General features: G+C 38.6%; 11 protein-coding genes. 5 read left to right on the plus strand and 6 right to left on the minus strand.

Annotation, left to right across the window (positions count from 1 at the left end; genetic code table 11):
- Positions 1-103: 103 nt before the first annotated feature.
- A complete protein-coding gene (locus QFZ87_RS24205) occupies positions 104-805 on the minus strand; it encodes a hypothetical protein (RefSeq protein ID WP_309867307.1) in 702 nt (233 codons plus the stop codon).
- Positions 806-1,352: 547 nt separating this feature from the next.
- Between QFZ87_RS24205 and QFZ87_RS24210 the strand changes: the two genes are divergently transcribed.
- On the plus strand, positions 1,353-3,608 hold the full coding sequence (locus QFZ87_RS24210) for an outer membrane protein assembly factor BamB family protein (protein ID WP_309867310.1): 2,256 nt from the start codon (positions 1,353-1,355) through the stop codon (positions 3,606-3,608).
- A 54-nt stretch (positions 3,609-3,662) separates the two neighbouring features.
- Here QFZ87_RS24210 and QFZ87_RS24215 read toward each other — a convergent pair whose 3' ends face one another.
- Positions 3,663-4,811: a PQQ-dependent sugar dehydrogenase gene (locus QFZ87_RS24215; protein ID WP_309867312.1), complete on the minus strand. Its 1,149-nt coding sequence runs from the start codon at positions 4,809-4,811 to the stop codon at positions 3,663-3,665.
- A gap of 164 nt (positions 4,812-4,975) precedes the next feature.
- Positions 4,976-5,956 (minus strand): helix-turn-helix transcriptional regulator, encoded by a 981-nt coding sequence (locus QFZ87_RS24220; RefSeq protein WP_309867314.1) that lies wholly within the window; start codon positions 5,954-5,956, stop codon positions 4,976-4,978.
- Positions 5,957-6,066: 110 nt separating this feature from the next.
- Between QFZ87_RS24220 and QFZ87_RS24225 the strand changes: the two genes are divergently transcribed.
- The 4 genes from QFZ87_RS24225 (at position 6,067) to QFZ87_RS24240 (ending at position 9,509) form a co-directional block, all read left to right on the plus strand.
- Positions 6,067-6,546 (plus strand): GyrI-like domain-containing protein, encoded by a 480-nt coding sequence (locus tag QFZ87_RS24225; protein WP_309867317.1) that lies wholly within the window; start codon positions 6,067-6,069, stop codon positions 6,544-6,546.
- A 14-nt stretch (positions 6,547-6,560) separates the two neighbouring features.
- The gene (locus tag QFZ87_RS24230; RefSeq protein WP_309868091.1) at positions 6,561-7,028 is read left to right on the plus strand and encodes a phage tail protein; all 468 of its coding nucleotides are present in this window, start codon (positions 6,561-6,563) and stop codon (positions 7,026-7,028) included.
- A 242-nt stretch (positions 7,029-7,270) separates the two neighbouring features.
- Positions 7,271-7,936, plus strand: coding sequence for a hypothetical protein (locus QFZ87_RS24235; protein ID WP_309867320.1), 666 nt, complete (start codon positions 7,271-7,273; stop codon positions 7,934-7,936).
- Between the two features lie 49 nt (positions 7,937-7,985).
- Positions 7,986-9,509 carry a glycine betaine uptake BCCT transporter gene (locus QFZ87_RS24240; protein WP_309867323.1) on the plus strand — a complete coding sequence of 508 codons (1,524 nt, stop codon included), beginning with the start codon at positions 7,986-7,988 and terminating at the stop codon, positions 9,507-9,509.
- Positions 9,510-9,579: 70 nt separating this feature from the next.
- Here the strand turns inward: QFZ87_RS24240 and brnQ are convergent, their stop codons facing one another.
- From brnQ to gad, 3 genes are all read right to left on the minus strand, one after another.
- A complete protein-coding gene (gene brnQ, locus QFZ87_RS24245; RefSeq protein WP_309867326.1) occupies positions 9,580-10,941 on the minus strand; it encodes a branched-chain amino acid transport system II carrier protein in 1,362 nt (453 codons plus the stop codon).
- A 559-nt stretch (positions 10,942-11,500) separates the two neighbouring features.
- Positions 11,501-12,163: a DNA-binding response regulator gene (locus QFZ87_RS24250; protein ID WP_309867329.1), complete on the minus strand. Its 663-nt coding sequence runs from the start codon at positions 12,161-12,163 to the stop codon at positions 11,501-11,503.
- Between the two features lie 1,235 nt (positions 12,164-13,398).
- Positions 13,399-14,868 carry a glutamate decarboxylase gene (gad, locus tag QFZ87_RS24255; RefSeq protein ID WP_309867331.1) on the minus strand — a complete coding sequence of 490 codons (1,470 nt, stop codon included), beginning with the start codon at positions 14,866-14,868 and terminating at the stop codon, positions 13,399-13,401.
- Positions 14,869-14,947 lie beyond the last annotated feature (79 nt).

Here is a 14,947-nt window from a genome sequence, read left to right on the forward strand (position 1 = left end):
AAGCTAAAAAATTTATCTCTGATTTCTTCAATAAAATAATCTCCATAATCTTTTGTAATACTACCCTCTTCTTTTTCAACACCATTGTCAACTAAAAATATTGTCAAATTATTAGAAGAACCCCTTTCAGGAGAAATAAATCCTTGTGAAACAATTTCAGCAAAGATGTTGAAATATTAATCTCGACAAGCGGAGTTTCTAAATAAAATTCTTCTTCAACTGTACTAGAAGCTATTCTATCGGTCATGTCAGTACAGTAATCCTCTATTTCTGATTTTATATCACTCCAAATATGTTCAAAATCCTCATCATTTACTGCTTGGGATAATTCTTGTAAATAGTTATTAGAGACCTTCTTAAAATCCTCTTTAAATATATTACTAATATCCAATAGCTGTTGTCTTTTTTGCACATGATAAGAAAAATCCAGGTTTCGTTCAAAATCATCATCAATAAACTCAAGTATTTCTTCAAGTATTCCTGTATATTCACTGATATACTCTTTTAAATTTTCAATAATAGATCGAATTTGTTCAGATTCAGATATTTGATCTAATACTTCTTGCTCAGTAGGAGTTGCTTCAATACCTGCTTCTTCAAAACGAGCATAGTCCATTTCATTAGAATACTGATCATTTAATTCTAGAAAAAGTTCATCTATTTCAATATCCTCAATACTCTTAAAGGTTTCATTAAATTTCTCGACAACACTATCAAAAATTTGATGAATATCATTAATCGTTTGATTAGTATCTGTGTATAAATCTAGACAAATCGGCTTATTATGGGCCACCATATTTCGCATATTATTTAAGGTACTCCATAATTCATTGAACTGAGCCCCTAATAATGGTTAAAAATATTTATCCCAAACGTTTAACTCAACTAAACTTGCTTTATACTCACTAATTTTTTGTACTATATCAGTTGGATTACTAATTTTCGTTGTAATATACTCAATTAATTCACTATCACTAATGGTTTTTTTATCATAAGCTTTTTCAAAAGTGTAACCCTTCAAAGTGAGAAATTAATTGAAGTCGCTAAAAAATTTGTTTAAAAAGCTAGGTGTCTCACCTAGCTTTTAATTTGCTCCCTATCCGTATTACCCGTAGCACAAAGTATGAACCCTCATAATTAATGAGCACTTCCCCTATATTTTACCCCGAAACCATATCACCAGGTGCCAAGCACCTTTATGAGTTACTTGATCCCCTTGCCCGTCACCACCCAAAAATCTTTAGTAGCTGTTATGCCCCAATCTAAAAAATTTGCTGCAGCCAATCTGAATGAATAAAAATTTCTTATATACGGGCAAATTACTATAAAAAGATTGAAAGGAGTGTGAATAGATGAAGAAGTCTGGTTGGATTATTATTTTATTATTCCTTTTGCTAACCGCAGGTTGTACCACTACACACAAGGCTGAGAAGAATAGAAACGATGAGGCAAAGTCTGAAGTAAAAAAAGCAGACAAGGGCGAAGACAGTAAGCAGGGAGCCACTGAAAGTAAAACAAAGGAGCAATTGTCTAACACTAACTATCATTCCTATCAGCATATGGATTATAAAAGGAAGATTGCACCGAAGTTTGCACCTAATGAGTTGGCCAAGCCCCCAGCAGGAAATTGGGCAACGCATGGCGGTGATATCCATAATAGCATGTACTCACCCCTTAACCAAATCACTGCCTCTAATGTTAAGAACTTAAAAGTAGAATGGGTTACCAGCCTAGGTTCAGGTTTTGAGTTTAAATATTCTGGTGAGGCGACCCCACTTGTCTATGATGGGGTCATGTTCACCATCACGGGGGCGAATCAAGTCCAGGCCCTCGATGCAAAAACTGGGAAAATGATTTGGGAATATAGACCCAATCTCATGAATGGGCTGAATACCGTCTGCTGCGGGTGGACAAGCCGTGGTGTAGCGTTAGGAGACGGGAAAGTCTTTGTCGGATTATTAGATGCCAGGCTGGTTGCTTTAGATCAAAAAACCGGTAAGGTAGTATGGGAAACCAGAGTAGATAATTGGGAAAAAGGTTATACCATTACCAGTGCCCCACTCTATTATGATGGAAAAGTCTACACAGGAATTGCCGGTGGCGAGTATGGCATTAGAGGATATGTAGCCGCGTATGACTCTGAACTTGGCAGACAAATTTGGAGAACTTATACACTACCTGCTCCAGGTGCAAAAGGAAGTGAAACCTGGCCAAAGGGCAGCAGAAATTGGCTTACAGGCGGAGCGCCTGTTTGGCAGACTCCGGCCATTGACCCAGAACTTGGATTCATTTATTTTTCAACCGGGAATACATCGCCAGACCTGGATGGCAGCAAGAGGGAAGGAGATAATTTATTCGCCAACTCAATTCTTGCACTTGATGCCAATACAGGAGAATACAAATGGCACTTCCAAGAAGTACATCATGATATTTGGGATATGGATCCAGCCAATCCTGTCGTTTTATATGATGTGAAAATGAATGGCCAAATGAGAAAAGGAATTGCCCAAGCTGGGAAAACAGGATGGCTTTATCTTTTGGATCGAACAAACGGCAAGCCCCTCATTGGCATTGAGGAAAAGCCAGTTCCACAAAATACAAACCAAAAAACTTCTCCAACACAGCCCGTTCCTATTGGAGATGCATTTGTACCACAAAAAGTTACCGAGGAAGATGTTAAACGCGATTTACCAAAAGATTTTAAAGGGACAATCGGAAGTATGTTTACACCGTTTTGGGATAAGCCGGTTACCCTTAAACCATCGCCCCAAGGGGGAGCAAACTGGCCGCCCTCGGCTTACAACCCGAACACAGAGTATTTTTACGTATTAGGAAATGACAATTATTTTGCCTATGCGCATTACGGGGAAGAAGAAAAGGCAAGGTTTGAACAAGGGAAAGAGTATATCGGCAGTGTATGGCAGCCGGTGGAAAACTCCCCTAGCCGCGGCACCGTGACCGCACTTGATATTAAAACGAATAAAATCGTTTGGCAAAAGAATTGGGATGCTATCGCCTACAGCGGTCTCTTAACTACAAAAGGAAACCTGGTATTTACCGGTCATAATGATGGAAGAATAATTGCCTACGATGCAGTCAACGGAAATCAATTATGGGATTTTAAAATGGATGCAGGTGCGAATGCCCCTCCAATCACCTATGAAATCGATGGAAAGCAGTATATCTCCATCTTCGCCGCAGGAAATACACTGGCTGGAACAAAACATGGGGATAAAATCTACACCTTCTCATTAGAGGGCAAATATGGATCTGTAAAGGATATTCCTAAGAATAAAATCAATATATCCCCTGTAAAACAAGGTGCAGCAGAAGAAAAGGAGCAGGCAACCAATAATAAAACCAAAAAGGAAAAAACCAGCACGGAAGCAGGAGAAACGGTATATAAAAACAATTGCATGGCCTGCCACGGTGCAGGTGGTGCAGGTGGGCATAATGGTCCAAACTTAACAAACACGAAAATGGATCAGGCTGCCATCATCAAACAGGTGGAAAATGGAAAAGGCCAAATGCCTCCATTTAAAGATACATTGTCTAAGGAAGAAATACAGGCCGTTGCAGATTATGTAAAGAGCCTTGGCGGCGGTTGATAACGAGCTTGGAAAAGAAAAGGTAATCGTCCTATTAATCGGACGATTACCTTTTTAGTTGGTAGAAGCCTTTTCTGTTAAAGAAAGATGGATTAATTGATCATCCTTGTCTGTCGGATTTCCACGGTTATCACGGTTACTGGTAATTGTGTACAACTCATTATTATCGACTAATACATCCCTTAATCTGCCTGCATTTCCGAAAAACTCCTGAAAGTTTTTACTTGCTAGGTCATAGGTGAAGATTTGCTTCCCAGCTAAAGAAGCAACAAAAAGTTTTCCATCCTTAAAAGCCATACCTGACGGCGCCCAGGTTTTATCACCGGATTGAAGAATTGGCTTCAGCATGCCTTTTGCACCTTCATCTCCTTGAACCACAGGCCAGCCATAGTTTTTCCCTGCTTGAATCAGATTAATTTCATCATGGCCTGACTCTCCATGCTCTGAGCTATAGAGGTTGCCGTCCCCATCCCAGGCTAATCCCTGAGGATTCCGATGTCCATAGGAATAAATATACGAATTTTTAAATGGATTATCAGTCGGAATATCGCCGCTTAGCTTCATTCTTAAAATTTTACCCGCTAAACTATCAAGATTCTGGGCGTTTTCCTTTACGCCGACATCACCTGTAGTGGCATATAACATCTCATCCGGACCAATTTTTAGCCGGCCGCCGTTACTAACCGTACCTCCAGGTATCTCATCTAAAAGGACTTTATCTTCCTTCCAGGTGTGATCTTCAAGTTTGAGTGAAATTATTCGGTTTAGGGTCTTGCCGTCTTTCTGATAGGTGTGATAAGCAAATGCTTTCTTTGTCGTAGCAAAATCAGGTGCTAAAGTAAATCCAAGAAAACCACCTTCACCTTCATTGACAATATCCTGTGAAACCTTTACTTTCTGCACTTCTACCATACCAAGATTCCCGTCAATTTGAATAACGGAGCCTTCCCGCTGACTCAGGAAAAACAGACTGTTACTCTTGTTAATAGTCCACGGAATAGACAAATGACTTGCATTCACACTGCCATCATCCGAAAGTGTTACCTCTACCGCCTTTTTCATGACCTCATTTGCATCCTGCTGAAAGGAACCCTGTTTGTTCCCACCATCATTCCCCTTATCTTGCTTCTCCCAAAACACAGCCAAACCAAGTCCGGCTACCAAAACAACCCCCAGGACACTAAAACCTATTATTTTTTTCAAAATACCACCTCAAGAATAAATTCATTTTCTCTAACAGTTTAATCACACTTCAGACTATTTAAACTTTTATAATTATTAAATTTTAGTAGGAGGACATTGTAGGCCTCACAAAAAACCCCCACTCAAAGAAGTGGGGTAACTGACCAAACTTATTTGAGTTTTAACTATCTCTCCTTATGGGCAAAATAAGCATATAAGCATAATCTCTCTTGTAAACCTTCTAAAATTTCTTTTGGCACTTTCTTGACTTTGATATCCTCACCCAGGAAAAGTAGCCAATTTGTTATTTCGATTAATTCTTCGGGATTAGTAACATTGATAAAAGTTTTTAGAATGGCTGTGGTTTGGTATGGATTCGTATAGGAAATTGAAATTTTTAAAGGATGGTATTTTTTAAACTGGGCAATCGCCATTGGGCCAAGTTCAAGGACTAGATTAATCTCTTCTTCTTGCTTACTTAGTTTTTCTAAAATCTTTTTCTTACTTAATCTATTTTTCGTATAGTATGGTTTGACATCGGTGAGATTGTCGACAGGGAAAATCCTCCTCTTTTCATCCTTTAAGACAAAGCCTTCAATCAGCCAAATGCCTTTTTCATGGTAAAGATGCAAGAGATATATTGGATAAGAATTTATTACCGTCTCTTCTTTGATGGTAATCACTATATAACTATCCAAAAGAAGGATTTGGATGAGTTTTTCTAACATAGGATGGGGTAGATCTGACAGTTCAAGTAGGTCAGGATTATTGGGGTTGGTCCCTTCAAAAAGCAAAACTTGATTTAAGTGAACAAGATCCTCTTGCTGATTTTCCGAGATGAGGCCTAGTAATTTTTCAGCTAAAGACTGACGACTCTTTAGATAAGGGAGTTGCTGATTTCTTGTGGCCATAAAGGCAATAAAAAGAGCTTTAATCTCATTATCGGTAAAGCGGACAGTGGGCAGGACAGAGTTGTTCATGACAAAATAACCCCCATCCCTACCAACCTCCGCGACAAGTGGCATCCCCATGGCTTCAATTTCTCTGATATCTCGAATCGCTGTCGAACGAGAGATATTAAATTCTTGCATGATTTCAGAAATGGTAAAGTTGGCGCGGTTGTTGATATACCGCATAATGGTATTAATCCGTTCAACTTTTTTCATCGTGATCTCCTAAACAGTATCATTTTTTGACATGATTTAAAGCTATTATAATCTCATCAAGTGAAAAAACAAATCATTTGATTCATTTTAAAAAAAGGAAGGTTTTGAATATGGCAGATTATACCCTAGAAGAAAAAGACAGCTTTACCGTTTTAGGTATTGGAACGGAACTTAAGAGCCACTACACAGACTACGCTGGTATAAACAAGGAAAAGGCAGACTTTTGGTCGGCCGTCAAAGATGATGGTACACTTGATAAGTTAAAATCCTTAGCCACAAATGATTACATTTTTGTCGTGAATGAAGCGGTGAATAACAAGATGATGCATTATGCTGGCGTCATGACAGAGGTATCACTTCCAGAAGCAACCAGAATGATCCAATTTCCTAAAGGAGAATACCTGGTTGTAAAAGGAGAAGCAGAAACAACTGAAGAGTTGAGTAATATGGTTACTGGCATTGCCTTTGGTCAAGTCTTGCCGGAAGCAAAGAATTTCGCCTATGTGGGCGGGCCAAATACAGCGGTTATTATGGGGCAACGAAACGGTTTAGTATTTGGTGAAATGTGGATTCCTGTTGTTAGGAAATAAAAGGAGCGATGGAATTGTCCTATAGCGTTGATTTTAAAAATGTGTCCACGGTTGGTTTAGAGTCTTCACCTGTAGCAGAAGCGCTTGCAGGTTTACGTGCGAATGAAGCCCGATACTTTATGAACAAATACAAGCATGAATTTACGGTTGTTCCAGCTAGCGAAAGTCAGGATACCCTTGATTATGTGAACCGAATTTTGAAAGAAGAACGTGATATTGAGTTTGCGGCCAAACCTTTAGAAACGTCGCGTTTTCAAGTGGAAAATATTAATTGGACCTACGTCTTTTATGAGGATGGCCTTTCAGTCAACGTCTTGTATACGGTTGATGGTCCTAAGCCGAAGCGGGCCGTTGGTTTTAAGCTTTCTGAGGGGATGGAAGTACCAAAGGAGTTAGAAGCGAAGTTTAAGTTTGCTAGACAGAAGTCAAAACTAGCTGGAACCATTCGGGGCTCGTATTTTGTCATTAAAGGAGAATATTAACCTAAGCAAAAACAACCATTCATGCAAAAACTGTCAGCTAGGCATTCAAATAACAAAGCAGCACCTCTCCATTAAATTAGAGGGTGCTGTTTTTTTTCGCATATGAAATAAAGCTTTAATACTATTAATAATCAAATTTCATGTTTTTCTAGAAAAAAGGCATCCTAAAGAAGAAAGCGATGCATCCAAATTCCATGTAGTTATGAATAGTACTCCACCTATGATTGAAGGGAGATTTAGTCGTGAAACTGTATCAAGTAAGAAAAGGGCAATTTGTTTACTATAACAATGAGTTACACAAGGTATATGGAGTAAAACCAATGTATAAACTATCCGTTCATCTTATTAAGCTGAGGGATTTAACACAGCATATAACCAATTCAGCAAGTGTGGAAAGATACATTCCAAGGGAAAATGACAGCTTTATTTATAATCATAAGGTATATACGCTTAGGAATAATCAAAAGCCTGTAGCGGAAGATTTGATTTTAATTAACAATCCGGCCCCCGATACCCTGGATCACTATTCCTTAAATGAAATTGAAGTGGTTGAAACTGTTGATAACAAAGGGGTCATTACAAGCGATTTGGATGGGATCAAGCATACCGAATATTTATTAATGGTACCTGGCCGTGCTCCTGACAGTCATCCTATCGATTATAAAGATATGGTAAATATTGAAGAAAACTTCGATGACGCTGGCCCACAAATTACTCATCCATACGGCGAGCTATCCACACAGTTGGGAGACATATATAAAAAGAAGGATAGTGATATGTTAATCGAAGCTATGGTGGTTGCGATTAAAGGGCAAACTATTTATCTTGGAGGCGGTTTAGAGGTACCCCATGAAGAGTTAATGGATACGGATAAGTGGGAATTTCAATACAATCCCTTTAATAACTGACAGTGATAAATCGTAATTTTAAGTATTCTTCAAGTGCCAGGAGGTTTCTATGGATAAGTTTAAAGAAAATAGTGTTTTTATTATCTCTTTATTGTTGACCCTCATTTTTATTCTCTGGGGAGTTTTTTTTACAGATAATCTTACCAAGGTCACCAACGCCATTTATAATGGCTCAATTGATTACCTTGGGTGGGTTTATCTCGGTACTACTCTATTCTTCGTTATTTTTTCTATCTACTTGTTATTCTCAAAGTACGGTAATATCCGACTCGGCAAGAGAAATGATAAGCCTGATTTCTCTACCGCTTCCTGGCTGGCAATGCTGTTTGGTGCTGGTATGGGTGTCGGGATTGTATATTGGAGCGTCGCCGAACCAGTCACCCATTATACAGCCCCTCCGTACGGGAAAGGTTATACGGTTGACGCAGCTAACACAGCAATGAAATACACATTTTTCCATTGGGGCTTGCACCCTTGGGCAATCTACACTGTTATTGGGTTAGCTCTTGCCTTTTTTCAATATAATAAAAGGCTTCCTGCAGCTATCAGCTCAGCGTTCCATCCCATTTTGGGCGACAGGATTTACGGGCCGATTGGCAAAACGATTGATATCTTGTCCATCTTTGCAACAGTTTTCGGTATTGCCACCTCTTTGGGGCTAGGTGCCATGCAGGTGACTGCAGGTATGCATGACATATTCGGCATTCCTAATACGTTATTTATCCAACTTATTGTCATTGTGGTCGCAACAGTTCTTTTTATTATTTCCATTAATACAGGCTTGGAAAGAGGAATAAAGTACTTATCCAACGCAGCTATCATCTTTTCAGTGGCAATCATGTTACTGATTCTCATTGTAGGTCCAGCGTTAACTGTTATTAAAGTGTTTTTCAATACAACGGGATTGTATCTAAGTGACTTTTTACAAATGAGTTTACGGTTAAGCCCTTTTGGAAAAGGTGAGCAATGGATTGCTTCATGGACTTTGTTTTACTGGGCTTGGTGGATTGCCTGGGCGCCATTCGTTGGCATGTTCATTGCCCGGGTTTCAAGAGGGAGGACCATAAAGGAGTTTGTGATTGGAGTATTGATTGTTCCCACACTTGGAACCTGCCTTTGGATGTCAGTGTTTGGAGGTTCAGCACTTGACCTTGTACAAGAATCCGGTAATCATGATTTAGCAAAACATATCGCGGAAAACGTATCATTGTCAATTTTTATATTCTTTGATCATCTACCGTTAAGTTCCGTGTTAAGCATTTTGGGTTTCGCCGTGGTTGCGATTTATTATATAACAGTCGCCGATACCGCAACCTTTGTATTGGGGATGCTAAGTGAAAGCGGAACGCTTAATCCTTCTAACAAAATAAAAATGACATGGGGAGTCATCCAATCTGCTTTAGCTGCTGTTTTGCTGATAGCCGGCGGATTGGACGTATTGCAAACTGCTTCCATCGCAGCCGCACTCCCATTTGCCATTATTATGCTGGCCATGTGCTACTCATTGCTAACCGGCTTAAAAAATGAGGCCGAATTACAAAGAGGCAATAAAAGAAGCACTCAACATTATTAGTGTTCATTAAAAAACCTTCCTGATCTTGTCATTGATCTGGAAGGTTTTTGTGTAACGATTAATAATTTTTCTATTTTCTAAACGATGCTTTTTCTTTAAAACCAATAACTAGATCCGACTTAATCTTCATAACCATAAATTTTTCAAAAATGCTTCCTATTATTAAACCAAATAAACCAGGAATCACCCAGCCGAAGCCCTCACTTTGCAAAGGAACATTTGATAATAAATCTGAAAATGAACCATTTAAAAATGTGGAATTGATTATTTCAATTAAGCTAAATAGACCGACAAAGCCGATTGTCATGAAATATACGGGACGATTATTAAAAGGTAATCTCTCATGTAATAGACCTAAAATGATTAATGTAATTGCCATTGGATACACTAAGCCGAGCACTGGTACAGATACTTTTAATATTTGAGAGAGACCAAGATTTGCTACAAAACCACTGATTACACATAAAAAGATTGCACATTTTTCATAGGGTAATTTCGGAAAAAAATTTGAAAAATATTGAGCACATGATGTGATTAATCCTATACAAACACATAAACAAGCAAGCGTAAAAATTAATCCTAAAACAATTGTTCCACTCTGTCCGAACAATTGCTGTAATACCGTACTTAAAACAATCGCTCCATTATCAACTTTTCCTGGTATGGAAGCGGAAGCTCCTAAGTATCCAATAATAAAATAACAAATAGATAAAAGCAGGCCGCAAATAAGTCCAAATATCGCTAAATATTTAACTTGTAAAGATTGCTTGGTTATTTTTCTACTCTTAAAAATATTGGTAAAAATAATTCCGTAAATTAACGCGCCAATGGCATCCATGGTTTGATATCCATCTAAAAATCCTTGAGAGATGGGATTCTCTTTATAAGATAATGTAGCTTCTTTAAAGCTGGATAAATCAGTAAATAATGCCTTGATAAAAACGATCATGATTAAAACTAATAAAGAAGGGGTTAAAATCTTTCCAAATCTGTCTACTAATTTAGATGGCGATTTTGCAAACCAAAAGACAATGCTAAAAAATACAGTTGTATAAACCAAAAGTGCGATTGGTGAAGACTCGATTGCATTTGGTAATAAGGGTTTAACTCCCATTTCATAGGCAAGACTGCCTGCACGCGGAATTGCAAGTCCAGGTCCTATTGACAAATAAATTGCCATGGGGAATAGTAAAGCAAAAATAGGATGAACTCTATTAGTTAACGCATCGAATGTTCCTGATTTTGCAATTGCTATAAAAGCTAATACTGTAAGACCCACATCAGAAATAATAAACCCAATAACTGCTTGCCAAACATTTTCTCCAGCAGCCTGTCCCAAATAGGCAGGAAATATTAAATTTCCTGCACCGAATAACATTGAAAATAACATAAAGCCAATAAACAGGATTTCTTTACTGGTTAATTTATTCAAACAATTCACCTCAATTGAATATTGATATATGAAAATACTTATTTTATCAAATATCCGCTATATTGAGTATTGAATATGAAAAAATACTATTATGTATCACTAAATTAGAAAGAGTCTCCTGGCATACATTATTTTCTCCTTCGAACTTAATCAACCTAAAAGGTGATACAAAAATTTGTATCACCTCAATTTATAGCGACTATAAAACCGCCTCTATTTATGATAAGGTTCTCCGTAACGCATCTAAATGAGGCTCTCTTGTATTTTTTTGAAATAATAAAATCAAAGCACCCTTAAAAAAAAACACGTCTCATCTCACTTCTTTTAAATAAGAAGTCTTATCCTTAATTGAGTAAACAGCGATAGTAAAATAAGCGGAGATTTTTCGGTTAGATGCAAAATAGAGCTCGTTCAGGGGTATATAAGGGGAGGTTTTCCGATTATGCAAAGCAAAATTACCCATTTTCACGTTTTTAGAGTCAATAGGCGGAATTTCTCCGTCTGTTTAAGCTATTATTAATCCTATTTACTAATTAAGAGAAGTTTCTCCGTCTATATATCAGATTGGGTGCTTAACCTGATCCCCCAACCGATACGAGCGGACCCTCACGATCCCAGAAGCGGGAATCAGCATCTTTTTATCGACTAGTTGAGAAAGTACTTTTTTTACCGTCTTGTCACTTAGCTTCAAATACTTCTGGACTTCTATAGGGGATATGGCTTCTCCTTTTCGAATCGCTAACCGAAGCACTTCCTTTTCGACTAAGGACAGAGTGGTCTGATCCAGTTCATCCCCCAGCCATTGGCCAATCACTTGCTGAACAATTTGTTGGCATCGACGAGGCTTCTCTTTAACTTGATCATAAGAAAATCGGATCACGGTCCATCCGTCAATCACCAACTGATTTTGGCGTTCCAGGCTGTCAGCAAATTGCCATCTACTTATGTTCTTTAAGTGAGGGCCGTACCCGTCGATTTCAAGGCAAATCCGGATGGCGGGACGAATATAAGCAAAATCCAAATACCTTTTGCCATCCTTAAAATCATTGACTTCATATTCTGGATGCAAATGCCGAAAATGGTGAAATAATGGCCACCACACTTGCTTCAAAAACAACATTTCAGCATGTTTGTGACCTTCATGTAAGCGCCGCAACCGTTCGCCGGTTCTTTCCTGCAAGTGAGTATTCATAAAGGCATGGTACTCTTCTTCAAATCCCATAGCCTCCCTCCTCCTATCCAATGGTCATGTCTTTTACAGGACCTTTAATATACTATTGCCATAAATCATTTAAACAAATATAGTGGACAAACTACAAAAATTTACAGTTAGCCTAAATGGCTTAACCAATTTGGAAACCAAGATCCACAACATGGGCATTTAATGCATACATATTCGATGCCACGAATGAATCATCTCCATTATTTATTTATTCATTTGAACTTCGGAAAGTTTTTTAAATTTAATGAGTATTAATGCGAGTGAAAAGAAGTTTAATGTGTCTTATATTGGAGAATTTAAAGGCAAATAAAGATTTTCAGAGTAGCTAACATAAAAAGAAAATTTGAGGATAGGAACTATTTTTAGTTTAATAGAATTCTTATTTTTGTCAATTTATTTTCTTTATATTTCGACAATAACTTGGCCACTTTTTTATAAAAGGAATTAAATCTACTGTTTTTTTTACGACACACGAGCTTTAGGATTTAGTTGAAAACAAGAAACTTTCTATAATTGCCATTTCTATTACCAGTCCTGCTACTTTGGTGCGGGTGGTAAAATGGATTCAATCCTGTTTAGAAAGAAATGCCAATTTGAATATTGTAATAGGTGGTAAAGGTATTCTTGCAAGTCAGCGAACTGATACACGATCTGTTTCTTATTTAATTAATAATTCAGTTTAGGAATCAATATATGAATCAAAATTCTATTAATTTTTAGGCTCTGTTATTATTCATTATTGATTTTTGTTTATGTGTTTGGGAATTCATAGGCGGACAATTTCCGACTAATGTATAAAAAGTAAGCTTAAGAAGCAGATATAAGCGGAAAAATTCCGATTAACTACTTTAAATAAGTCAAAATCCGTAGAATTAAATAATATAAACGGAAAAACTTCCTTTATTTTTAAGGAAATATGGGTATTTCCCAAGTTAAGAGGAATTTTACCGCTTATTTTTCAAACACAGTGAATCAACATTATTTATAACAGAGCCGTTTTTTAGGAATACCTACACATCGGGAGTATTATTTACAAAATCCATCTCTGATCTATAAATCTACTTTTTATCGAACCTTCACAAAAAACTCATTTACTTATGATATGCACTCCAATCGTTAGACACAAAACTAACAATTGGCGGTGGTTCCTTATGATACGATTCACCACACAACAGATTAAATGGTGGTCATTAAATGAAAGGAGGCCTTTACTAAGACCTCCTCTTTTGATTCACTTAGTGATGAAACCCATTATCACATTTCGTATCATGTGGCATAGGCCCGTCCAGGGAATCCAGAAAGGCAACGGCCTGTTTGAGGTGCATCAAAAACATATGCGCGAGATCCATGGAAAATCCATTTCGAACCACAACGCGCATAATCGTCACCTCTTCCATATCTGGCGGCAATGGATAGGCGGGCACTTGCCAGCCGAACACACGCAATTGTCGAGACAAATCAAAAAGATTCCAGTTTACTGTGTATCCCTCTTTCAGACGCCAAGCGAAAACCGGAATATCCGAACCATCGGACAATAGTTCGAACGGTTCCATCTCCTGAATCGCTTTGCTAAGAAATTGAGCGACTTTCTGAGAAGCCCTTTGCACATCATGGTACCCACTTTTTCCTAAACGCAGGTAATTGTAATATTGCAGGAGCACTTGTGCACCGGGACGAGAGAAATTCAGGGCAAAAGTCGGCATGTTCCCACCTAAATAGGACACACGGAAAATGAGGTCCTCAGGTAGATCCTCCGCTTCTCGCCAAATAATCCACCCTAGCCCAGGGTAGACTAGTCCATATTTATGTCCGGATACATTGATGGACTTCACCCTCGGTAATTGAAAATCCCAGACCAAGTCTGGTTGAAGAAACGGTGCAATAAATCCCCCCGAAGCCGCATCCACATGCATGGGAATGTCGAGGCCCGTCCTCTCTTGTAAATCGTCCAGCGCTTTCGCAATATCAGCAATCGGTTCGTAAAGTCCGGTATAAGTCTCACCGAGAATCGGTACCACACCTATCGTATTTTCATCCACGGCAGCGAGGACCCCCTGTGGATCCAAATAGGGATGCTCTGGGCTAATCTTCACATAACGTGGTTCGACCTCCCAATAGTTCGCAAATTTTTCCCAAACGACTTGAACAGCAGAACTGAACACGATATTGGGGCGATCCGCCGGCTTCCCTTCTCTTATTCGTGCATTTTGCCATCGTCTTTTTAACGCAAGACCCCCGAGCATACATGCTTCCGACGATCCAGTTGTTGAAACACCCATAGTCGTAAGGGGGTTGGGCGAATGCCAGAGGTTGGCTAAGATGCGGACACACCGCTCTTCAATTGCGGCTGTCTGCGGATATTCATCCTTGTCAATCATGTTCTTGTTGAATGATTTGGCATATAAGTCTTTTGCAGCAGGCTCCATCCATGTGCTAACGAATGTTGCAAGATTCAGGCGGGCATTGCCATCAAGGGCAATTTCATCATGGACGATTTGATACGCTGTTTCGGGTAACATGCCATCATCAGGCATGTGAAAGCGAGGAACGACTAATTCTCCTTCGCGGGCAAACAGAGGATTCACAGAAAATTCGTGAGGCAGCTCCCTTTGCACGTGACGCGGTAGACATTGTGGATTATCTGACATGCCCCCTTTTCCTTCGTATGCATCGTTTTGAACTTCTTCTTTTCGATCCTGTGGCATACAAGTCCTCCTTTATCTATTGTTTAACCATCCTATTATTTACAAAAAAGCATTTGGTAAACCATTACCTATATACGAT

The sequence above is a fragment of the Bacillus sp. SLBN-46 genome, from assembly GCF_031453555.1.
Taxonomy (GTDB): Bacteria; Bacillota; Bacilli; order Bacillales; family Cytobacillaceae; genus Neobacillus.

Excerpts from the sequence above, each read along its gene's own strand:
- QFZ87_RS24205 (WP_309867307.1), bottom strand. The coding sequence starts at position 805 with ATGCGAAATATGGTGGCCCATAATAAGCCGATTTGTCTAGATTTATAC.
- QFZ87_RS24240 (WP_309867323.1), top strand. The coding sequence starts at position 7,986 with ATGGATAAGTTTAAAGAAAATAGTGTTTTTATTATCTCTTTATTGTTG.
- gad (WP_309867331.1), bottom strand. The coding sequence starts at position 14,868 with ATGCCACAGGATCGAAAAGAAGAAGTTCAAAACGATGCATACGAAGGA.
- QFZ87_RS24225 (WP_309867317.1), top strand. The coding sequence starts at position 6,067 with ATGGCAGATTATACCCTAGAAGAAAAAGACAGCTTTACCGTTTTAGGT.
- QFZ87_RS24220 (WP_309867314.1), bottom strand. The coding sequence starts at position 5,956 with ATGAAAAAAGTTGAACGGATTAATACCATTATGCGGTATATCAACAAC.
- QFZ87_RS24210 (WP_309867310.1), top strand. The coding sequence starts at position 1,353 with ATGAAGAAGTCTGGTTGGATTATTATTTTATTATTCCTTTTGCTAACC.
- QFZ87_RS24250 (WP_309867329.1), bottom strand. The coding sequence starts at position 12,163 with ATGGGATTTGAAGAAGAGTACCATGCCTTTATGAATACTCACTTGCAG.